The organism is Burkholderia sp. Tr-20390, assembly GCF_017104595.1.
Taxonomy (GTDB): Bacteria; Pseudomonadota; Gammaproteobacteria; order Burkholderiales; family Burkholderiaceae; genus Burkholderia.
Map to the genome: position 1 here is coordinate 88465 of NZ_JAAGPC010000008.1, position 21517 is coordinate 109981.

At 68.4% G+C, this 21517-nt stretch carries 21 protein-coding genes; 15 read left to right on the forward strand and 6 right to left on the reverse strand.

Annotation, left to right across the window (positions count from 1 at the left end):
- Positions 1 to 6 precede the first annotated feature (6 nt).
- From G3N98_RS04550 to G3N98_RS04565, 4 genes are all read left to right on the forward strand, one after another.
- Entirely contained in the window at positions 7 to 663 is a 657-nt protein-coding gene (locus tag G3N98_RS04550; protein WP_046547751.1) for an amino acid ABC transporter permease, read from the forward strand.
- Positions 660 to 1415 (forward strand): amino acid ABC transporter ATP-binding protein, encoded by a 756-nt coding sequence (locus G3N98_RS04555; protein WP_206147383.1) that lies wholly within the window; start codon positions 660 to 662, stop codon positions 1413 to 1415. The genes G3N98_RS04550 and G3N98_RS04555 overlap by 4 nt, the downstream gene beginning before the upstream one ends.
- A complete protein-coding gene (locus tag G3N98_RS04560; protein ID WP_206147384.1) occupies positions 1412 to 2722 on the forward strand; it encodes an FAD-binding oxidoreductase in 1311 nt (436 codons plus the stop codon). The genes G3N98_RS04555 and G3N98_RS04560 overlap by 4 nt, the downstream gene beginning before the upstream one ends.
- Positions 2723 to 2801: 79 nt before the next feature.
- On the forward strand, positions 2802 to 3533 hold the full coding sequence (locus G3N98_RS04565; protein ID WP_206147385.1) for a class I SAM-dependent methyltransferase: 732 nt from the start codon (positions 2802 to 2804) through the stop codon (positions 3531 to 3533).
- 29 nt (positions 3534 to 3562) lie between these two features.
- Here the strand turns inward: G3N98_RS04565 and G3N98_RS04570 are convergent, their stop codons facing one another.
- Positions 3563 to 4984, reverse strand: coding sequence for a cytochrome c peroxidase (locus G3N98_RS04570; protein ID WP_206147386.1), 1422 nt, complete (start codon positions 4982 to 4984; stop codon positions 3563 to 3565).
- Between the two features lie 94 nt (positions 4985 to 5078).
- Positions 5079 to 6752, reverse strand: coding sequence for an alkaline phosphatase family protein (locus tag G3N98_RS04575; protein ID WP_206147387.1), 1674 nt, complete (start codon positions 6750 to 6752; stop codon positions 5079 to 5081).
- Positions 6753 to 7101: 349 nt separating this feature from the next.
- Here G3N98_RS04575 and G3N98_RS04580 point away from each other — a divergent pair, with 349 nt between their 5' ends.
- On the forward strand, positions 7102 to 8013 hold the full coding sequence (locus tag G3N98_RS04580) for an EamA family transporter (RefSeq protein WP_206147388.1): 912 nt from the start codon (positions 7102 to 7104) through the stop codon (positions 8011 to 8013).
- Between the two features lie 30 nt (positions 8014 to 8043).
- Here the strand turns inward: G3N98_RS04580 and G3N98_RS04585 are convergent, their stop codons facing one another.
- Positions 8044 to 8517 carry an Lrp/AsnC family transcriptional regulator gene (locus G3N98_RS04585; RefSeq protein WP_039367332.1) on the reverse strand — a complete coding sequence of 158 codons (474 nt, stop codon included), beginning with the start codon at positions 8515 to 8517 and terminating at the stop codon, positions 8044 to 8046.
- A gap of 319 nt (positions 8518 to 8836) precedes the next feature.
- Between G3N98_RS04585 and G3N98_RS04590 the strand changes: the two genes are divergently transcribed.
- The 6 genes from G3N98_RS04590 (at position 8837) to G3N98_RS04615 (ending at position 13223) form a co-directional block, all read left to right on the forward strand.
- Positions 8837 to 10222 carry an amino acid permease gene (locus G3N98_RS04590; RefSeq protein ID WP_069251526.1) on the forward strand — a complete coding sequence of 462 codons (1386 nt, stop codon included), beginning with the start codon at positions 8837 to 8839 and terminating at the stop codon, positions 10220 to 10222.
- Between the two features lie 46 nt (positions 10223 to 10268).
- Complete coding sequence (locus G3N98_RS04595; protein ID WP_089474821.1) at positions 10269 to 11471, forward strand: amino acid aminotransferase; 1203 nt, start codon at positions 10269 to 10271, stop codon at positions 11469 to 11471.
- A 162-nt stretch (positions 11472 to 11633) separates the two neighbouring features.
- Positions 11634 to 12032: a DUF488 family protein gene (locus G3N98_RS04600; protein WP_011355271.1), complete on the forward strand. Its 399-nt coding sequence runs from the start codon at positions 11634 to 11636 to the stop codon at positions 12030 to 12032.
- A 138-nt stretch (positions 12033 to 12170) separates the two neighbouring features.
- Positions 12171 to 12461 (forward strand): DUF1488 domain-containing protein, encoded by a 291-nt coding sequence (locus tag G3N98_RS04605; protein WP_089427535.1) that lies wholly within the window; start codon positions 12171 to 12173, stop codon positions 12459 to 12461.
- A 16-nt stretch (positions 12462 to 12477) separates the two neighbouring features.
- Positions 12478 to 12717: a hypothetical protein gene (locus G3N98_RS04610; RefSeq protein ID WP_039367346.1), complete on the forward strand. Its 240-nt coding sequence runs from the start codon at positions 12478 to 12480 to the stop codon at positions 12715 to 12717.
- 155 nt (positions 12718 to 12872) lie between these two features.
- Positions 12873 to 13223 (forward strand): metal ABC transporter ATPase, encoded by a 351-nt coding sequence (locus G3N98_RS04615; RefSeq protein ID WP_206147389.1) that lies wholly within the window; start codon positions 12873 to 12875, stop codon positions 13221 to 13223.
- 45 nt (positions 13224 to 13268) lie between these two features.
- Here G3N98_RS04615 and G3N98_RS04620 read toward each other — a convergent pair whose 3' ends face one another.
- The 3 genes from G3N98_RS04620 to lhpI form a co-directional block, all read right to left on the reverse strand.
- Entirely contained in the window at positions 13269 to 14048 is a 780-nt protein-coding gene (locus G3N98_RS04620) for a helix-turn-helix domain-containing protein (protein WP_089427533.1), read from the reverse strand.
- A gap of 16 nt (positions 14049 to 14064) precedes the next feature.
- Positions 14065 to 14469: a response regulator transcription factor gene (locus G3N98_RS04625; RefSeq protein ID WP_089474824.1), complete on the reverse strand. Its 405-nt coding sequence runs from the start codon at positions 14467 to 14469 to the stop codon at positions 14065 to 14067.
- A 168-nt stretch (positions 14470 to 14637) separates the two neighbouring features.
- Entirely contained in the window at positions 14638 to 15573 is a 936-nt protein-coding gene (gene lhpI, locus G3N98_RS04630) for a bifunctional Delta(1)-pyrroline-2-carboxylate/Delta(1)-piperideine-2-carboxylate reductase (protein WP_089474825.1), read from the reverse strand.
- A gap of 262 nt (positions 15574 to 15835) precedes the next feature.
- Here lhpI and G3N98_RS04635 point away from each other — a divergent pair, with 262 nt between their 5' ends.
- The 4 genes from G3N98_RS04635 to G3N98_RS04650 all read left to right on the forward strand — a co-directional run.
- Complete coding sequence (locus G3N98_RS04635; protein WP_175238701.1) at positions 15836 to 16573, forward strand: GntR family transcriptional regulator; 738 nt, start codon at positions 15836 to 15838, stop codon at positions 16571 to 16573.
- Between the two features lie 121 nt (positions 16574 to 16694).
- Positions 16695 to 17816 (forward strand): branched-chain amino acid ABC transporter substrate-binding protein, encoded by a 1122-nt coding sequence (locus tag G3N98_RS04640; RefSeq protein ID WP_089427529.1) that lies wholly within the window; start codon positions 16695 to 16697, stop codon positions 17814 to 17816.
- A 65-nt stretch (positions 17817 to 17881) separates the two neighbouring features.
- The gene (gene lhpH, locus G3N98_RS04645) at positions 17882 to 18889 is read left to right on the forward strand and encodes a trans-3-hydroxy-L-proline dehydratase (RefSeq protein WP_089474827.1); all 1008 of its coding nucleotides are present in this window, start codon (positions 17882 to 17884) and stop codon (positions 18887 to 18889) included.
- Positions 18890 to 19064: 175 nt separating this feature from the next.
- The coding region (locus G3N98_RS04650) for a transglycosylase domain-containing protein (protein WP_206147397.1) at positions 19065 to 21517 on the forward strand (2453 nt) is incomplete at its 3' end.

Consider the following 21517-nt stretch of genomic DNA (forward strand, 5'->3'; position numbering starts at 1 on the left):
GACCTCATGTTTTTTCAGAACGCGATCGATTTCCTGCCGATCCTGCTGAAGGGGGCGGTGGTCACGATCGAGATCACGGCATGCGCGTTCGTGCTCAGCTCGGTGCTCGGGCTGATCCTCGCGTTGCTGAAGGTGTCGCCCAACCGTGCCGTGTCGACGGTCGGGAGCACGGTCGTCAACGTGATTCGCGGCCTGCCGATCATCGTGCAGCTGTTCTACATGTACTTCGTGTTGCCCGATCTCGGCATCCAGCTGTCGGCGTTCCAGGCCGGGGTGCTCGGTCTCGGCATCGCGTATTCGGCCTACCAGGCGGAAAACTTCCGCGCGGGCATCGAGGCGATCGACCGTGGCCAGATCGAAGCCGCGCACGCGATCGGCATGCGCGGGCCGATGATCATGCGGCGCGTGGTGCTGCCGCAGGCGTTCCGCATCGCGCTGCCGCCTTACGGCAACACGCTGGTGATGCTGCTGAAGGATTCCTCGGTCGCGTCGACGATCACGGTAGCGGAGATCACGCGCGCCGGCCAGCTGATCGCGTCGTCGACGTTCCAGAACATGAGCGTCTATACGCTCGTCGCGTTGCTGTATCTCGCGCTCGGCCTGCCGCTGATGTTCGGCGTGAACCGGCTCGGCAAGCGACTCTCGCTGAGGAGAAGCGCATGATCCGGATCGATGCGATACACAAGCGCTTTCAGCAACACGCGGTGCTGAAGGGCGTCAGCCTCGACGTGCAGCAAGGTGAGGTCGTGTGCCTGATCGGGCCGTCCGGCTCGGGCAAGTCGACCGTGCTGCGCTGTATCAACGGCTTCGAGACGTACGACGAAGGATCGATCACGATCGACGGCGTGACGGTCGACGCGCATTCGAAACGGATCCACGAGCTGCGGATGCGGGTCGGCATGGTGTTCCAGCGCTTCAACCTGTTCTCGCATCGCACGGCGCTCGAGAACGTGATGGAAGGGCCGGTCCACGTGCGGCGCACGCCGGCCGCGCAAGCGCGCGAGCAGGCCCGCGCGCTGCTCGACAAGGTCGGGCTCGCGCACCGGATGAACGCGTATCCGTCCGAGCTGTCGGGCGGGCAGCAGCAGCGCGTCGCGATCGCACGCGCGCTCGCGATGGAGCCGCAGGCGATCCTGTTCGACGAACCGACGTCGGCGCTCGACCCCGAACTCGTCGGCGAAGTGCTCGGCGTGATGCGCGGCCTCGCGCGCGACGGCATGACCATGGTGGTCGTCACGCACGAAATGTCATTCGCGCGCGAGGTGGCCGATCGCGTGTGTTTCCTGCACGACGGCACCATCTGCGAAAGCGGATCCGCGCGCGACGTGCTCACGCAGCCGAAGCATCCCCGCACGCAGGAATTCCTGCGTCGACTGCTGGCGTCGGACGACGCCGCCAACCCGGATCGAACATGAGTGCAAGGAACGCGGCACCCGGATGGCCCGACGCCCAGTGGCCGGATTCGCTGTGGGCGGCGACCGCCGCGCCGGCGCCCGAAACACCCGCGCTCGACGCTTCCGCGTCGTGCGACGTGGCGATCGTCGGCGCCGGCTTTACGGGCCTGTCGACCGCGCTTCACCTGGCCGAACGCGGCGTGAACGTGCGCGTGATCGACGGCGCGCAGCCGGGCTGGGGCGCGTCCGGCCGTAACGGCGGGCAAGTGATCCCCGGCCTGAAATACGACCCCGACGAATTGATCCGCCGGTTCGGCGACGAAGCCGGCGAGCAGCTAGCCGCCGTGGTCGGCAGTGCGGCCGACACGGTATTCGACCTGATCGCGCGGCACGCGATCGACTGCGATGCGCGACGCCACGGCTGGATCCAGCCGGCGCCGACTGCCGCGATGCTCGACACGGTCGCCCGGCGTGCGCGGCAGTGGGCCGCGCGCGGCGCACCGGTCGAACTGCTCGGTCGCGACGAGGTCGCGCGCCGGCTCGGCACGCATGCGTATGCGGGCGGCTGGATCGATCGTCGCGCGGGCAGCGTGCAGCCGCTCAGCTATACGCGCGGCCTCGTGCGTGCCGCGCAGGCGAGCGGGGCAGTCGTGCACGGGCTGACGCGCGCCGTCGGGCTGACGCGTGCCGACGGCCGCTGGCAGGTCGCGACGGCCGGCGGCGCGACGCTATCGGCGGACCGCGTCGTGATTGCGACCAACGGGTATACGGACGGGCTGTGGCCCGGCTTGCGCCAGTCGGTGATCGCCGCGAACAGCTTCATCGTCGCGACGCAACCGCTCGCGCCGGAACTCGGTCGCGACATCCTCGCCGGCGGCGAGGTCGCATCGGATGCACGGCGCCTGCTGCTGTACTTCCGGCGCGATGCCGCGGGACGCCTGCTGATGGGCGGCCGCGGCCCGTTCGCGGAACCGCGTGCGACGAGCGACTGGCGCCATCTCGAGCGTGCGACGACGCTGCTGTATCCGCAACTGAAGGGAGTCCGGTTCGAGTACCGCTGGGCCGGGCGCGTCGCGATCACCGCGGATTTCATGCCGCACGTGCACGAGCCCGCGCCAGGGGTGACGATCGCGCTCGGCTACAACGGGCGCGGCATCGCGATGGCGACGACGCTCGGCAAGCATCTGGCCGCGCACCTGTCGGGCGATGCGCAATTGCCGCTGCCGTTCCGGCGCACGCCGATCCGGCCCATTCCGTTTCACGGGCTGCAGCGCTTCTATATCGCGGCCGGCGTGGCCTGGTATCGGCTGCTCGACAGCCTGTCGTGACGCAGGCGAGACGCCGAGTCGCCACGCGCCGGCGGATCAGGCAGAATCGGCTCCCCCAGTTTCCATCGACGGAGTCCGCATGACCGATCCGAACGAACGTCCCGGCCGCCAGGCATACGCGAGCTTCGCGCAACGCTACGCCAACATCGCGCCGACGAAGGCGCACAACGCGCTCTACGAACGTCCGGCGACGATGGCGCTGCTGGGCGACGTCGACGGCCTGACGGTGCTCGATGCCGGCTGCGGGCCCGGCATCGGCAGCGAACACCTCGCACGCCAGGGCGCGAGGGTGCATGCGTTCGACGTCACGTCGGAGATGGTCGCGCTGGCGAGAACACGCTGCGCGGGCCTCGCGGTCGACCTCGTGGAGGGCGATCTGGAGGGGCCGCTCGCCTGGTTGCCCGACGCGGCGTTTGACAAGATCGTCTGTTCGCTCGCGTTCGACTACGTGCGCGACCTTGCGCCGACGCTGCGCGAATTCAGGCGGGTCGCGCGGCCGGGCGCCACGCTCGTGTTTTCGATGGCGCATCCGATGCGCGACTGGATGGACGAACGCACGCGCGGCGAGGGCACCTATTTCGATACGTCCCGCTTCGGCTTCCACTGGTCGGGTTTCGGTGAGCCGAAACCCTATGTCGAAGCGTGGCGGCGGCCGCTTGCCGACATCCTGAACGCCGTGGCCGACAGCGGCTGGCGGCTCGACCGGTTCGTCGAGCCGAAGCCGCTGCCCGAGATGAGGGCCGCGTCGGAGCGGCTTCATGCGGAGCTGTCGCTGGCCCCGGCCTTCCTCTGCATCCGCGCGCGCTGCTGACACGACGCGGCGCGGCGGTCATCCCGCACTCAATGCCGCACCGGCTCGTCGTTCAGCGTGCCGAGGAATGCTTCGATATCCTTGATGTCCTGCGCCGTCATCGCGGGCTTGTCGCCCGGCTTGCGATCGAACGGCGCATCGGTCACGTCGACGTTCGCGCGATACTTCGGCGGGATGTCGTCGTACTCGTCGACCTTGCCGTCCGCGCCGCGCGAATAGAACTTCTGCGGCGAGATGCTGCGCTCGTTGTAGAACGCCATCACCTGGTCGAGCGTGTGGAACACGCCGTTGTGGAAGAACACGTGGCGCGTCGCCGCGTTGCGCAGCGTCGGCGTCAGGAACATCGCGCAATACTGCGTCTGGTCCTTCAGGTCGTCGCGGAACGGCCCGCACACGCCGAGATCGTAGAACGCCGGGTTGCGGTTCTGCGCCAGTTCCTTGTTGCGCGGCGCGCCGAGCGCCTCGTACTGGTAATCGGTGAACATCGGCGGCAGCCCGTCCTTGCCGGGTTTCGACAGGTGGCAGCCCGCGCAATTCGCCTTGTCCGGATCGTTGAACAGGCGCAGCCCGCGCAGTTCGGCCTGCGTGAGGCGCGCGCGGCCTTCGAGCCAGCGGTCGTACTTGCTGTTGTACGGATGGAACGACGGATCTTCCACCTGGTAGCGCGCGATCGCGAACATCGCCTCCGACACCGCGAGCTGCGGGCTGTCGAACACGCGCGGGCCGAACAGTTGCTCGAGCTGCGCGCGGTGCGACGACTGCTTGAGCTTGCGCGCGACGTCGTCGACGCTCGCGTTCGCCATCTCGACCGGATTCAGCAGCGGGCCGAACGCCTGTTGCTGCAGCGTATCGGCGCGGCCATCCCAGAACATCCCGCCCTGCGGCACGAGTTGCGGCGCGGCCGACGTGCCGGCCACCTTCTGCGCCTTGACGACGCCGGCCGCCGACGCGGCCTGCTGCGCGACGCTCGGCGCGGCGTCGTTTTCACCGGCATCGGGACCGATGCTGAAGTTCGGCTGACGGTACAGGTACATCAGCGACGGCGGCGGGCGATAGCCCTGCTGCGTCATCGCGAGGCCGCCCGGCTGCACGTCGAGCGCATTCGGCGGGCCATACGCATGATCCGGGCTGTGGCACGACGCGCACGACTGCTTGCCCGACGCGGACAGCGACGGATCGGCGAACAGCGCGCGGCCGAGCTGCGCGACCGCCGACAGCGGTTGCGCGGCGGGCCGCTGCAGCACGACCGGATGCGGGTTCGCGCCCGTCCAGTCGGCGACGACGGTGCCGATCGCCGCGGGCACCTGCGCGGGGAACGCGATCGCGAACGCGCCGTAGCCGAGCACGGCGGCGCCGATCACGAACGCCGTGCGGCGCAGGAGGCGGGACGGCGTGCGCGACGCGCGGGGGCCGGTGGTGTCGGGAGACGGGAACGCGGGGCGGGCTGTCATGCTGTCGGTCGGAAATCGGGCGCCGCACGAAGCGGCGCGTTAAACGGAAACGGCCGGCGCGTGCTGCGCCGGCCATGCGGTCACGACGTACCGGTCAGATCGCGGGTGCCGAGCTCAATACGGTGCCGAGCGTCGGGTCGAGGTACAGCGGCGTCGCGTTCGGCTTCGACGTGAAGTCGAACAACGCGCGCAGGTCGCCCGCCGTCGCATCGAACGAGCCGCCGCCGATGCGCTGGCCGCCGAGCCAGTTGTCCTCGATGAAGCGCACGACGGACGCCTGGTCGAGCATCGTGTGGTCGACGTAGTTCTGCTTCGCGTACGGCGAGATCACGACGAGCGGAATGCGCACGCCCGGGCCGCAACGGCCGTTCACGGTCGCGCCGTTCACGCCGGTGGTGCCGCCCGTGCCGCACTTGCCGTTGCCGTTGACCTGGTCGACCGCGTCCGACGACGCGTGCGTCGGCGCCGTGTACACGTGGTCGTACCAGCCGTCCGAGTCGTCATAGGTGACGATCACGGCCGTGTTCTGCCAGTCCGGCTGCTGTTGCAGGAAGTTGACCACCTTCGTCACGAACGCCTGCTCGTCGAGCGGATCCGAATAGCCGGCGTGCCCGTCCTGCGCGGCGGGGGCCTTCAGGTAGCTGACCGACGGGAAGTTGCCGGCCTTCACGGCAGCGAAGAAATCGTCCGTGTCGTACTGGTGGTTCGCGGGTTCGGCGGTCTTGCCGTCGGCCTGGAGGCTCGAACCGATCGCGGCGACCGAGCTCGGGCGCGTGTGCTGCGGGTTCGCGGTCGACGCGTAGTACTGGAACCAGTTGTGGTGCGGGATGTAGTCGGCCGTCGCGGCGTTCACGGCGGTGGCGACCGTGCTGCGCGCGCAGCCCGTGGTGCCGTTGCCGTTCGTCGTCGACAGGTTGAAGCCGCCCATGAAGCCGCCCCACGTGATCTTCGCGCTGTTCAGCAGGTCGCCGATGTTCTTGCCCGTCATCATCGCCTGGTCGGTCGTGCTCGAACACACGTCGAAGCCCGGGTCGACGTCGTTGATCATCGTGAAGCCGCCCTGGCCGTCATTGATGTAGTACGAGCTGGCGGCGAGCGTCGACGGCTGCTTCGACGTCTTGACGATCTGCATCCCGTTGGTCTGGCCCGACACGACGTTCAGCGCGCCCGGCGTCGACGGGCCGTAGACCGTCGTGAACGTGTTGTCGCTCATCGCGAAGCGTTGCGCGTAGTTCCACAGCGCGGTCACGGTGTTGCCGTCGAAGTAGCCCATCACCTGGCCCTTCGTGCCGAACGCGCCGGCGCCGCCGGACGAGCCCTTGCCGGTGTATTTCGGGAACAGGTCGGCGAGGCCGTTGTCCTCGGCCTGCTGCTCGGCCGTGTACGCGTGGTTCTGGTCGGCGGTCGCGGCCTGCGTGCGGTCGAGGCGGAACGGGTTCGCCGCGTCGGTGCCGTTGGCCGTGTTCGTGAAGTTCGGGTTCGCGGTGAGCAGCGTGCCCGTCAGGCCGTTGGGCGTCGGCGTGCCGGACTTGGCGGTGAACGCCGGTTCGCCCGACGGGTTCGTCGCGTTCGGGTAGGTGCCGAAGTAGTGGTCGAACGAGATGTTTTCACCGTAGATCACGACGACGTGCTTGATCGGCGTGGCGGTCTGCAGCGCATCCTGCGACGACACGGCGGGCGTCGACGTGGGATCGTCGCTGCCGCCGCAGGCGAACAGCGCCAGCGCCGCGGCTGCGCAGGCGGTGACGAGCAAGGCTTGACGGAACATCGGGAAACTCCAGGTAAGGTCTTCGATGGTGGAGAGCGGCCCCGTCGCCGTGTCGGTCCGGCGCGGAGCTCTTGAGCGAGCACGCGCATTGGAACAGTCCCGTATGAAGATATGGGGACGGAGTGGTTTCGTCGCGATTGCGCTGCGGTATCGATTTCATTACGGCGGAATGCGATGCGAAAGTGAACGGAAAGGGGCGGACCGCATGCCACCTTCGTGTCACATCCCGCGGCGCGTGGGCCGGTTGCCGCGGATGCCGCGCGGGGCGGGCGAAAGGGCGTCATCGACGGCTCGGCGCACGGTGCGGTGCGGCGCCCGTTTTTTGACAATCGGATGACGTATTCCTACGATGAACGCCCTGCGGCGACGATTTCGCGTGGCCGACCGTCAGCGAGTATTCATCGTGCCGATCCCCGTTCTGTTTGCGGTCCTGTGTGCGGCGTTCCTGCACGCGTCGTGGAATGCGCTCGTCCGCAGCAGCGGCGACCGGCTCCGGTCGGCCACGGTGCTGCAGATCGCGATCGGGCTGTTCGCGCTGCTGTTCCTGCCGGCCGCGGCGCCGATCGCGGCGGCGAGCTGGGCGTGCGTCGTCGCGTCGGCCGTGCTGCACGTCGTCTATACGCTGCTGCTGGTGCGCGCGTACGAGCACGGCGACCTGAGCGTCGCGTATCCGGTCGCGCGCGGCACCGCGCCGCTGCTCGTCACGCTCGGCGCGGCGGCATTCGCGGGCGAGCGGCTGAACCTGGGTGCGCAGGCAGGGCTCGTGCTGATCTGCGCCGGCATCCTCGCGATCGGGCTGGAGCGCGGGCGAGGCGCCAAGCACCGGATGATGCAGGTGCTGCCGACCGCGTTCGCGACCGGCGTGTCGATCGCGGCCTATAGCGTGGTCGACGGGATCGGCGTGCGGGAAAGCGGCAACACGGTCGGCTATACCGCGTGGATGTTCGTGCTGACGGGCGCGATGATGGCCGCGTACTACCGGCTGCGGGCGGGGCCGCTGCGGCTGACGCAGGAGGTCGGCGAAACGGCGAAGGCCGCGTGCGGCGGCGTGTTCGCGGCGCTCGCATACGGCATCGTGATCTGGGCGATGGATCGCGCGCCGATGGGGCCGGTGTCGGCGCTGCGCGAAACGAGCGTGGTGTTCGCGGCGCTGATTGCGCGCGCGTATCTCGGCGAGCGGCTGACGCCGCGCCGGGCGGCCGGTTGCGCGGTAATCGCGGCGGGGGCGTTGCTGATCAGTGCGTTTGAAGCGGTGAGATAACGGGGCTGGCCTGGCGCGCGGCTCGCCCCATCAAGCCTCGACCGGCATCGCACTCGTGCACTTGATCTCGTCGAGGCACACGCTCGAATGCACGCCGCTCACGCCGGGAATGCGCATCAGCGTCTCGAGCAGAAACCGCGACAAGCCTTTCAGATCGTGCGCGACGACCTTCAACACGTAGTCGATGTCGCCCGTCACCGAGAAGCATTCCTGGATCTGCGCGAGATCGGACACCAGTTTCTGGAACTTCGACAGGTCGCGGATATGCCCGCGCTCCATCGTCACGTGCACGAAGGCGGTCACGCCGAAACCGAGCGTGTCGGGGCACAGCCGGGTTTCATAGCGACGGATCGCACCGATTTCCTCCAGCCGCCGGTGGCGGCGCAACGTCTGCGCGGGCGACAGGCCGACGGCCTTCGCCAGGTCGAGGTTCGACGCGCGGCCGTTCTCCTGCAGGATCGCGAGCAAGTGGCGATCGAGGCGATCCAGAACCGGTTCATGCATTTTTGTTTCCTCATCTGTCTCCCGCATGCAATCTTATCTCATAATGTAGGGTTTGCATGAACGGGTTACGAAACCCGATTTCGCCGTCGCGACGCTAAACTGACGCCGGATTTTCGTGTGCGAACGCAGCAAGGCGGGCGCGGCGACGGTCGGCGGCCGGTCTGGCGGGCACGCCGACGCGAATCGGGCGCCGCCACGCGAAGATTGCAGTCCCCAACCCGGCGGCTCCACGAACGGCCCCGGCACAGCAAAACAGCGCCCGGCACACCGAGGCGCGCCGCACCCCGCTGCAGGCGGGGGCGGACAGAGTGGAGAAGACATGGTTTCTGGAAACGAGAGCGACGGCCTGAAGCGCGGGCTGAAGAACCGGCACATCCAGCTGATTGCGCTCGGCGGCGCGCTCGGCACGGGGCTGTTCCTCGGCATCGCGCAGACGATCAAGATGGCGGGCCCGTCGGTGCTGCTCGGCTATGCGGTGGCCGGCATCGTCGCGTTCTTCATCATGCGCCAGCTCGGCGAGATGGTCGTCGACGAGCCCGTCGCCGGCTCGTTCAGCTACTTCGCCAACAAGTACGTCGGCCACTTCACCGGCTTCCTGTCGGGCTGGAACTACTGGGTGCTGTACATCCTCGTCAGCATGGCCGAGCTGTCGGCCGTCGGGATCTACGTGCAGTACTGGTGGCCGGGCGTGCCGACCTGGGTGTCGGCGCTGGTCTTCTTCGTCGCGATCAACCTGCTCAACCTGGCCAGCGTGAAGTCGTACGGCGAGACGGAATTCTGGTTCTCGATCATCAAGGTGGCCGCGATCGTCGGCATGATCGGCTTCGGCGGCTGGCTGCTCGCGAGCGGCCATGCGGGGCCGGAGGCGAGTGTCCGGAACCTGTGGCAGCACGGCGGCTTCTTCCCGAACGGCGTGTCGGGGCTCGTGATGTCGATGGCCGCGATCATGTTCTCGTTCGGCGGGCTGGAGCTGATCGGCATCACCGCGGCCGAGGCCGACGATCCGAAGCGCAGCATTCCGCGCGCGACGAACCAGGTGATCTATCGCATCCTGATTTTCTACATCGGCGCGCTCGCCGTGCTGCTGTCGCTGTACCCGTGGGAAAAGGTCGTCACCGGCGGCAGCCCGTTCGTGCTGATCTTCCACGCGCTGAGCAGCAATCTGGTGGCCAACGTGCTGAACGTGGTCGTGCTGACGGCCGCGCTGTCGGTCTACAACAGCGGCGTGTATAGCAACAGCCGGATGCTGTTCGGCCTCGCGAAGCAGGGCAATGCGCCGAAGGTGCTGTGCTCGGTGAACAAGCGCGGCATTCCGCTCGCCGCGCTCGGCGCGTCGGCGCTCGCGACCGGCGTGTGCGTGCTGGTCAACTACTTCATGCCGGGCAAGGCGTTCGAGGTGCTGATGGGCCTCGTCGTGTCGGCGCTGATCATCAACTGGGCGATGATCACGCTGATCCACCTGAAGTTCCGCCAGGCCAAGCGGGCAGCCGGGGAGGAGACTTCCTTCCGCAGTCTGGGCTATCCTTTCACGAATTACCTGTGCCTGGCTTTCATGGCCGGCATTCTCGTCGTGATGTACCTGACGCCGGATCTCCGCCTGTCGGTGTACCTGATCCCGGTATGGCTCGCGGTGCTCGCGGTCGGGTATCGCTTCCGTCAGAAGAATGCAGGCTATGCGGTGCACGACGGCGCATCCGCACGCTGACGCAGGCCACGACCGATCATTCTTCCAAACGAGACCGACTCAAGCCATGTTCGAACACATCGACGCGTACCCGGGCGACCCGATCCTCACGCTCAACGAGAACTTCCAGAAAGATCCGCGCGACCAAAAGGTCAACCTGAGCATCGGCATCTACTTCGACGCCGAAGGCCGGATTCCGGTGATGGGCGCCGTGCGCGAAGCCGAAACCGCGCTGCAGCGCGACAGCGGCGCGAAGCCGTACCTGCCGATGGTCGGCCTGGCCGCGTATCGCGACGCCGTGCAGGCGCTCGTGTTCGGCGCCGATCACCCGGCCCGCGCGGCTGGCCGCATCGCGACGCTGCAGACGCTCGGCGGCTCCGGCGCACTGAAGGTCGGCGCCGATTTCCTGAAGCGCTACTTCCCGGAATCGCAGGTGTGGCTCAGCGATCCGAGCTGGGAAAACCACCGTTTCATCTTCGAGCGCGCCGGCTTCACGGTGAACACGTATCCGTACTACGACGAGGCGACGGGCGGCCTGAAGTTCGACGCGATGCTCGCGGCGATCGACGCGCTGCCGGCGCGCAGCATCGTGCTGCTGCACGCGTGCTGCCACAACCCGACCGGTGTCGACCTCGACGAAGGCCAGTGGGAGAAGCTGATCGACGTGATCGAGGCGCGCGGGCTGCTGCCGTTCGTCGACATGGCGTACCAGGGCTTCGGCGCGGGTCTCGACGCGGACGCGTTCGCGGTGCGCGAGCTGGCCCGCCGCGGCGTGCCGGCGCTGGTCGCGAACTCGTTCTCGAAGAACTTCTCGCTGTACGGCGAGCGCGTGGGCGGCCTGAGCGTCGTCTGCGAGGATGCCGCCGCGGCCGACCGCGTGCTCGGCCAGCTGGCCGGCGCGGTGCGCTCGAACTACAGCAACCCGCAAACCTACGGCGCGAAGGTCGTGGCAACCGTGCTCGGCACGCCCGCGCTGCGCAAGCAGTGGGAAGAGGAACTGGCGGCGATGTGCCGCCGCATCGCGCGGATGCGCCAGTCGATCCATGACGGCCTGCGCGACCACGTCAGCGGCGAGGCACTGACGCGCTACGTGAAGCAGCGCGGGATGTTCACGTACACGGGCCTGACCGAATCGCAGGTCGACGCGCTGCGCGAAGTGCACGGCGTGTACGTCCTGCGTTCCGGCCGGATGTGCGTCGCGGGCCTGAACGACTCGAACGTCGCCATCGTCGCGGATGCCATCGGCAAGGTACTGAAGAGCGGCGTCTGAGCGCGGCGCGCTCCGGCGCGCCACGCGGCTGGCCGAACCGGCTGTCTCCGCAAGGGGGCAGCCGGTTTTTCGTTGTGCGGCCGCAATGTGCGCCACCCGGCTGACGCGGGGGCAGGCACGGCGGTACGATCACGGCATCCCACGCAACTCGGAAGGAAGCACATGGGCATCCGGATCATCCAGCTCGGCACGCCGCGCGCGGCCGGCGAGGGCCTGCGGATCGGCACGGTGCGGCGGCCGCCGCGCGGCGTGCCGAAGGCGGAATTCGCGTCGCGCAACTACTATGATGTATGGTTGCCGACGCTGTCGCCGAGCCCGGAACTCGTCGCGCAGGCGCAGGCCGCCGAAACCGATGCCGAATGGAACGCGTTCCGGCGTCACTTCCGTGCGGAGATGGCGCATGGCGATGCGCCGAAGGTGCTCGACCTGCTGGCGGCGCTGTCGGCGACCACCGCGTTTTCGATCGGCTGCTATTGCGACGACGAGCGCCATTGCCACCGCAGCGTGCTGCGCGAGCTGCTCGCGGAGCGCGGCGCGGCGATCGAGCCCGACGCGGGCTGACAGCCGTTTGTAGCGGCATCGCGCAGCCGCGCCGGCACGCCGCCGCGCCGTCATCGTGCGGTGCAGCGAACCGGTTGACGTGGGTCAAGCGTGCGGGCGCGCGCGCCACTATGCTCTTGTCATGGAGCCATCACGACGATGACAGGCCGACAGATGCAGATTGTTTTCCCGCCGGAACCCCCCGAATATTGCGCACGCGACCTGGTCGTGGCGTTTTCGGCGCTGGTCGACGGACGGTGCGTGCAGTGCGCGGTCACGGCCGAGGCGCTGGAGGATCATTTCGGCGCGCCGTCGCTGCTCGAACGCGACCTGCTGGCCGCATTCGACGCGCACCGGTCGGCGATCGAGGCGATGGCACGACGCATGCTCGAGGAAATCGGCGGCCGGCCGGTGCTGCTGCACAGCGGCCACTTCCGGCTCGGAGACTGATACCGCAGGAGGGCGCATGACACTGCAGGGCAACATTCACGAACGCGACTGGTCCGTCGAAGTCGAGACGCGCCCGTGCGAATCGGGCGAATTCCGCTGCCGCGTGTCGGTCGAGCACGGCACCGGCGCCGCGCGTTTTCATCATACGTTCGAGCACAGCCATGCGTATCCGACCGAGCGCGAGGCGATGATCGAAGGGCTGCGGGCCGGCATGACGTGGATCGAGATGAAGACGTCGCAGACCTTCAACGTATGAACGGACCCGCGCCGGCGACGGCGCGGGCAGACTATCGGCCGGGCAGCGATCGCAGAAATCGCGCCGTGCCACGGGCAACACGTGCCGCCGCCTTTCGGTGCGGGCGGCACATGCAAGGCGGTCGACGAGCGGGCGGCCCCGTCAGGAGACACGACATGGGCGTGGGCATGCAGATCGCCTGCCTGGGATTCACGGGGAGCGCCGCGGTCGAAGCCGAAGCCGGCGCGCAGCTGGTGCGGCTCGAACGGTTTCGCACGCTGATCGGCGGCTGTCACCTCGCCATTGAAGCGAGCGCCGACGCCGATGGCGCACGCGTGTACGACGTACGACTCGACCTCGTGATGCACGACACGGCGCGCTGGCCGCTGCCGCCGTGCGTCGGCGGCAACCTGGACGACGCGCTGCGCCGCGCGTTCATGCAGGCCGAACAGGCGCTGATCGCGTGCCAGGCGGCCGGTGCAAGGGTGGGGCTGCGCAACGCGGCGGCCGATGGCGCGGTGCAATGATGCATCGCGCGCGGTGCCGTCAGGCGCAGCCTGGGTTCCGGGTTGTCAGACCCGTGCGAGCGCTTGCGAGTCGATGATGCGCACGCGCTTGCCGCGCGTTTCGACCAGCGCTTCGCGATGGAACCGCGAGAACATCCGGCTCACGGTTTCGAGCTTCATCCCGAGATAGCAGCCGATTTCCTCGCGCGTCATCCGCAGGTTGAATTCCGTCGCCGAATAGCCGCGCGCCTCGAAGCGCGACGACAGGTTCAGCAGGAAATGCGCGACGCGTTGCTCGGCCGACATCGTGCCGAGCAGCAGCATCTGGCTCGATTCGCGGACGATCTCGCTGCTCAGCATCTGGTAGAGGAAGTGCTGCATCGGCTTGATCTCGCGGCACGCCGCTTCGAGCGCACCGAACGGGATGATGCACACGACGCTGTCCTCGAGCGCGATCGCGTCGCAGCAATGCTGGCCGCCGCCGATGCCGTCCATCCCGAGCGTTTCACCGGCAATCTGGAAGCCCGTCACGTGTTCGCGGCCGTCGCGATGCATCATCACCGTCTTGAACGAACCCGCGCGCACCGCATAGATGCTCTGGAACGGATCGTCGGTGCGGAACAGCGCGTCGCCCTGGCGCACCTGCCGGGTCGTGCAGATGATCGAGTCGAGGCGGCCGTATTCGGCTGCGGTCAGGTGCGGCGGCAGGCACATCGTGCGCATTGCGCACACCGAGCAGCGCGCGGCGGGATGCTTGGCGGCGTCGGCGCGCGTGACCGCGCGAAGCGGAATCGTCGGCCGAGGCGCGATGGATACGTCGGCGGCGCAGGGGGTGGCTGTGGACATGAGTCACTCCGGCTCGTCAGGGGTGGTGCACGCGAGCGTGCGCCAGGGATTCGATGACCTGGCATGCGGCGTCGAATTCGACGGTCTTGTCGAAGAAGTAGTCGGCTCCGGCCAACGCGCATGCCTCTCTGAATGCCGGTGCCGAGTGATTCGTCAGCACGATCGTGACGACGCGCGGCGCGGCCTTCGACAGCGTCCCGATCAGCTCGAGGCCGCTGCCGTCCGCCAGCCGCAGGTCGACGATCACCACGTCCGCCTGGCTGCTGCGGATATGCGTCCACGCGTCCTGGCCGTCTTCCGCTTCGCCGACGACGGCGACACCGCGGATCGCGCCGACGAGCAGCGCGATCCGCTGCCGGACGGCGACGGCGTGATCGACGAGAAACACCCGGAGCGCGGCGGGTAACTGGCTGGCATTCATGCCGGCAGTATCGTGTTGCGCCGCCGAAAATGAAATCGGCCGAATTGGAAGTTGATGTAGGCCGCTGCGACGCGTTGTAGGGCGATTCCTACAACGCGTACGGGAAATCGCCGGAGCGGCCCCGCGGTGGCGATGCCGCGAGCGCGGCTGAAGGGGGAGGTTGGCGGGTCAGCCGGCCTGGCGCGCGGCCAGCGCATCGCGCGCCGTGCGGCACGCGGCGAGATCCCACGCCGCACAGCCGACGCTCTTGAACAGCAGCGGCCCGCTGCGGTCGAATGCGCCGCCCAGCACGTCGGCGAGCGATGCGACGTGCTGCCAGTCGACCTGCGCGACGATCAGGTCGCCGGCTTCGTGGCGCGCGCCGGCCGGATCGTCGACGACCAGCCGGCTGGCGCGCACCGTGTTCGCGTCGATCTCGGCCGCGTCCGCGGTGAACGCGCCGACGCCGACCACGAGCCGGCCTTCGCGCGCGGCTTCGCGATAGACGGGCGTGCGGCTCGTCGTCAGCGTGACGACCACGTCGATTGCATCGGGGATCGCGTCGCCGTCGAGCGGCACGAGGCGCGGCGCCTGCGCGCGGTGCGCGGCACAGAATGCCGCTGTGCTGTCGGCGCTTGTGCCGCGCACGTGAAGGCGCGCTTCGGGAAAGATCGCGGCGAGCGCTTCCGCGTGATTGGCCGCCTGTTTCCCGGTGCCGATCAGCAGGATGTCGCGCGGCGCGGCGCCCTGCAGCGCCTGGATGCCGAGCGCGGTGATGGCCGCCGTGCGGCGCCCGGTGACCGTCGGGCCGTCGAGCGCGAAGCGCATCTCGCCGGTGGTCGCGTCGTAGGCGGTGACCTGGCCGAGGATCGTCGGCAGCCCGCGCGCGCCGTTGCCCGGGCATACGTTCACGAGCTTGTGGGTCGCGAGGTCGCGCGCGCTCGACGGCATCGACAGCATCACGCCGCCCGCCTGCAGCGGCACGACCAGGCGTTCGGGGCTGACGATCTCGCCCGCCGCATAGTCGGCGACGGCCTGCCTGAGCGTGGCGAGCAGCGCCGGGTAGTCGAGCAGCGCGGCCGTGTCGGCCGCGTCGAAAACGGGAATCGGGGAAAGAGCGGTCATCGTGTACGTCGCATGCGTCGGTGAGCGTGGACGACGGGCGCATGCCGCGCCCGCCAAGAGCTGCCGGATACCGTGACACAGGGCAGTGTGGATCGAATCTATACCACTTGCTGGCCCACCTGCAACCCAGAAAATAAAGCGCCTCGCCGTTTTTGGTTCTAATATCTGTCCAGAAGGGGCGCCATGGCCTCGATGCCGGCGCGCTCCGGTATAGTGCGAACCCATTCCCGATTCACGCCCGCGAGCGGGCAGGAGCCATACGATGATGTCCGCGCGTCCCGACACACTCGAAGGCGGTTTCAGGCCGCTGCAGATTTACGAGCAGGTGGCCGAGAAGATCCGCGACGAAATCCGCGCGGGGCGCTATGCCGCCGAGTCGCGGCTGCCGTCCGAGCGCGAGCTCGCGGGGCTGTTCCAGGTCGGCCGGCCGGCCGTGCGCGAGGCGCTCGGCGCGCTGCAGAACGAAGGGCTCGTGTTCACGAAGCGCAATTCGGGCACCTACGTCGTCGCGTCGCCGCTCGACGTGCTCGCGCAGCGCGGCGACAGCCACCGGGCGGCCGAGCCCGATTTCAGCCCGACGTCGACGCTCGACGTGCGGCTGATCCTGGAGCCCGCGATCGCGCGCCTCGCGGCTGCGCACGGCCGAGCCGACCCGGGCGCCGAACGCTATCTGGCCCAGATGGAAACCATTACCGACGTCGACGATCCGCATCAGCGCGCGCTGTGGAACGAGAGCGACCGGCTGTTCCACCGGCAACTCGCGCTGATGACCGGCGACGCGCTGATGGTGAAGATCGCGGACGAAGTCGCGAAGACGATGGACCAGCCGCTGTGGAAGCGGCTGAAGGACGACGGCATCTACGATGCGGGCCGGATCCGGCTCTACGTGTCCGAACACCGGCTGATCTACGAGGCGATCGTGTCCGGCGACGCGGATGCGGCGGCGTTCTATGTCGAGCAGCACATCCGCCGCGTGCGGCGCGACATCGCACCGAAGTGACCGCGCCGGGTTCGTTCTGGTCTGAAAAATGACCAGAATCGCAGTTCTTATTTTGAAATTGCTTGCGCGGTGACCACGCGTATCCTACATTGGTTTCACACAAAACCAATCAGGAGACATCATGCGACACCTCGTTACCGCGCTCTCGGTGGCCATCGCCGCCGGCGCGCTGACTTCCGCGCAGGCGCAGGAAGTCGTCACGATCGGCCACTCGGCGCCGCTGACCGGCCCGCAGGCCGCGAACGGCAAGGACAATGAAAACGGCGCGCGCCTGGCCGTCGACGAACTCAACAAGGCCGGCATCAAGGTCGCCGGCAAGACCGTCACCTTCAAACTGGTCTCCGACGACGACCAGGCCGACCCGAAGGCCGGCGTGCAGGTCGCGCAGAACCTCGTCGACAAGGGCGTCGTCGCGGTGCTCGGGCCGTACAACTCGGGCGTCGCGATTCCCGCCTCGCGCGTGTACTCGAGCGCCGGCGTGCCGATGCTGCCGGTCGCGTCGAACCCGGCACTGACGAAGCAGGGCTTCAAGAACATCTTCCGGATCGGCGCGAGCGACGAGCAGCTCGGCGGCACGATGGCGACCTTCGCCGCGAAGACGCTGAATGCGAAGACCGCCGCCGTGATCGACGATCGCACCGCGTACGGGCAGGGCGTGGCCGAGCAGTTCATGAATGTCGCGAAGGCGAACGGCATCAAGATCGTCGACCAGGAATTCACGAGTTCGTCGGCCACCGATTTCCTCGGCATTCTCACCAAGATCAAGGCCAGCAACCCCGACGTGATCTTCCTCGGCGGCTATGCGGCACAGGGCGCGCCGATGGCCAAGCAGATGAAGCAGCGAGGCCTGCGCGCGAAGCTGCTCGGCGGCGACGGCATCTGCTCGGCCGACATGGGCAAGGTCGCGGGCGAGGCGGCGTCGATCGTCTACTGCGCGCAGGGTGGCGTCGCGCTCGAGAAGACGGCGGCCGGGCGCGAATTCCTGAAGAAGTACCACGACACGTATCACACCGATACGCAGGTCTACGGCGTGAACTACTACGACGGGATGAAGCTGCTCGCCGACGCGATGGTCAAGGCCGGCACGACCACCGACAAGGCGAAGCTGATCGCGCAGCTCGCGAAGTCGAACTACACGGGCGTCGCGGGCACCTATTCGTTCGACGCGAACGGCGACCTGAAGGGCGCGCCGACCACCGTCTACGTGATCCGCAACGGCCTGCCGGAACCGTACGCGAAGTAACGGCCAGCCTGCCATCGGACGGCGGCGCGGCCGCCGTTCTTCGTTTCAACGCTTTCGATTCCCCCATGAAAATTTCCCGATCCCTTTCCACCGTCGAAGTCCATACCGGCGGCGAAGCGTTCCGCATCGTCACGAGCGGGCTGCCGCGCGCGCCCGGCGACACGATCGTCCAGCGCCGCGCGTGGCTCAAGGACAACGCCGACGAGATCCGTCGCGCGCTGATGTTCGAACCGCGCGGCCACGCCGACATGTACGGCGGCTACCTGACCGAGCCTGTGTCGCCGAACGCGGATTTCGGCGTGATCTTCGTGCACAACGAGGGCTACAGCGATCATTGCGGGCACGGCGTGATCGCGCTGTCGACCGCGGCGGTCGAGCTCGGCTGGGTGCAGCGCACGGTGCCGGAAACGCGGGTCGGCATCGACGCGCCGTGCGGCTTCATCGAGGCATTCGTCAAATGGGACGGCGAGCACGCGGGGCCGGTGCGCTTCGTCAACGTGCCGTCGTTCATCTGGCAGCGCGACGTGTCGGTCGAGACGCCGTCGTTCGGCACCGTGACCGGCGACATCGCGTACGGCGGCGCGTTCTATTTCTACGTCGACGGTGCGCCGTTCGACCTGCCGGTGCGCGAAGCGGCGGTGGAACGGCTGATCCGCTTCGGCGCGGAAGTGAAGGCCGCCGCGAACGCGAAGTACCCGGTCGTGCATCCGGAGATCCCGGAAATCAACCACATCTACGGCACGATCATCGCGAATGCGCCGCGCCACCCGGGCTCGACGCAGGCGAACTGCTGCGTGTTCGCGGATCGCGAGGTCGACCGTTCGCCGACGGGTTCCGGCACCGGCGGCCGGGTCGCGCAGCTCTACCAGCGCGGGCTGCTCGCGGCCGGCGACACACTCGTCAACGAATCGATCGTCGGCACGGTCTTCAAGGGGCGCGTGCTGCGCGAAACGACGGTCGGCGACATCCCGGCCGTGATTCCGGAAGTCGAAGGCAGCGCGCATGTCTGCGGATTCGCGAACTGGATCGTCGACGAGCGCGATCCGCTGACCTACGGTTTTCTCGTGCGCTGAATCGCCGCGCCGATCGGCCGCGCCCGGCGCGGCCACCCGTTTGTCGTACCAGGCTTGGCGCGTCGTTCCCGTTGCGGGGCGCGCGCCTTTTTTGCGTGGGGACCGCCCGCGCAGGCGCGCCGGGTAGGTCGCCGCCAGGCCATCGCCGTCCGGCGGCCCGCGCGAGTTTGGTACGATGCACCCTTTTCAGCCGAGCTCCACCCGAGTGAATCGCCGAAACGTGTCGTCAGTGCGTGCCTTCTGTGCCAGATGGGTCGCGCGCGCCCAACCCGTCGCGGCTGCCGCCGTCGCGCGGGTCAAGCCTCTCGCCGCCACCGCGTGGCACCATGTCCGTCACCCGACGCGCCGCGGCGCGTTGCTCGCCGGCGCCGCCGTGCCGGCGCTGTTCGTCGTGTACGTGGTCGTGCTCATCCCGTTCACGCCGGGCATCGGCGACATCCGCAAGGCCCGCGTCGACCAGCCCGCGCAGGTGCTGTCCGCCGACGGCAAGCTGCTGGCCGAATTCAAGCCGTCGAACCGCGAGTGGGTGCCGCTCAAGCAGATCTCGCCGCACATGGTCGATGCGCTGATCGCGACCGAGGATCACCGCTTCTACGAGCATCACGGCCTCGACTGGAAGCGCACGGCGTCGGCCGCGCTCCACACGTTCTCGGGCAGCCGCCAGGGCGGCTCGACGATCACGCAGCAGCTCGCGCGCAACCTGTATCCGGACGAGATCGGGCGTGCGCCGACGCTCACGCGCAAGGTGAAGGAGGCGATCACCGCGCTGAAGATCGAGGCGGTCTACAGCAAGGACCAGATCCTCGAGACCTACCTGAACACGGTGCCGTTCCTGTACAACGCGTACGGCGTCGAGATGGCCGCGCGCACCTATTTCGACAAGTCGGCCAACGAGCTCGACGTGCTCGACAGCGCAACGCTGGTCGGGATGCTGAAGGGCAACAGTTACTACAACCCGGTGCTGAACCCCGAGCGCGCGCTGCAGCGGCGCAACACGGTGCTCGGCCAGATGGTGAAGTACGGCAAGCTGTCGCCCGCACAGTTCGCGCAGCTGCAGCGCCGGCCGCTGCGGATCGACTTCGAGCGCCAGAAGGAGCCGCCGGGGCCGGCACCGCACTTCGCGCAGCAGCTGCGCAAATGGCTGATCGCGTGGGCCGACCGCAACGACTACAACATCTACTCGGACGGGCTGATCGTGCGCACGACGATCGACGCGCGGCTGCAGCAGATGGCGACGCAGGCGCTCACGCTGCAGGGCAACCAGCTGCAGGGGATCGCGAACAACGCGTGGAGCGGCCGCGACGGCTGCGGCACCGACAACGAGGTGTTCCGCACCTTCATGCGCGAGTCGCCCGAGTACAAGGCCGCGCAGGACGCCGGCAAGGACGACGCCGCCGCGATGAAGCTGCTCGCGGCCGACCGCGGCTTCCTGCGCGCGCTGTGCAAGACGAAGACCGACGTGCAGGCCGGCTTCCTCGCGATCGATCCGCGCGACGGGCAGATCCGCGCGTGGGTCGGCAGCCGCGACTTCACCCGCGAGCCGTTCGACCACGTCGCGCAGGCGCGGCGCCAGCCGGGCTCGACGTTCAAGCCGTTCGTCTATGGCGTCGCGTTCGCGAACGGGATGAAGCCCGACGATACCTTCATCGACCAGCCGGTCGAGATTCCGTTGAAGGGTGGCGAGATCTGGCGCCCGAACGACGACGTGCCGCCCACCGGCAAGCCGATGACGCTGCGCGACGCGGTCGCGCTGTCGCGCAACCGGATCACCGCGCAGGTGATGGAGAAGGTCGGGCCGGCGTCCGTGGCCCGACTCGCACGCGACATGGGCGTGCGCGAAAGCCCGCTCGAACGCGTGCCGTCGCTGGCGCTCGGCACGAGCCCGGTCACGCTGAAGGAGATGGTCGCGTCGTACGCGACGATCGCGAACGGCGGGCTGTACGTCGAGCCGCAGATGGTGACGCGGATCGAGAACCGCCAGGGCGACGTGCTCGCCGAATACGCGCCGGCGCCGCCCGAGCGCGCGCTCGACGCCGAAACCGACAAGACGCTGCTCAGCGTGATGCGCGACGTCGTGACGCGCGGCACGGGCGGCAGCATCCGCACGCGCTTCGGGATCCGTGGCGACGTGGCCGGCAAGACGGGCACGACGCAGGACAACGCGGACGGCTGGTTCATCCTGATGCAGCCGGGCCTCGTCGCCGGCGCGTGGGTCGGTTTCGACGACGGCCGCGTGACGCTGCGCAGCGACTACTGGGGGCAGGGCGCGCACAGTGCGCTGCCGATCGTCGGCGATTTCTTCCAGCGTGCGCAGCGCGCCCGGCTCGTCGATACGAAGGCGAAATTCGATACCGAGCCGTCGCCGGGCTGGTTCGCGTCGCTGCGCGAACGCGCGACGGACCTGTTCGACACGTGGTTCCCGCCCGACGCGAAGAAGGCGCCCGCACCGGTCAGGACGCAGCGGGTGGAGCCGGCGCCCGAGGCGGATACCGACGAGGCGTCGGCTGCCTCGGCGCCCGAAGCGGCATCCGGGGGCATCGTCGAGGAATGGGTGCCGGCGTCCGAAGTGGCCGCGTCGGCCGCCGCGCTGTCGGCGGGCGCGTCGCAGCCGCCACCCGCGCAGCCGCC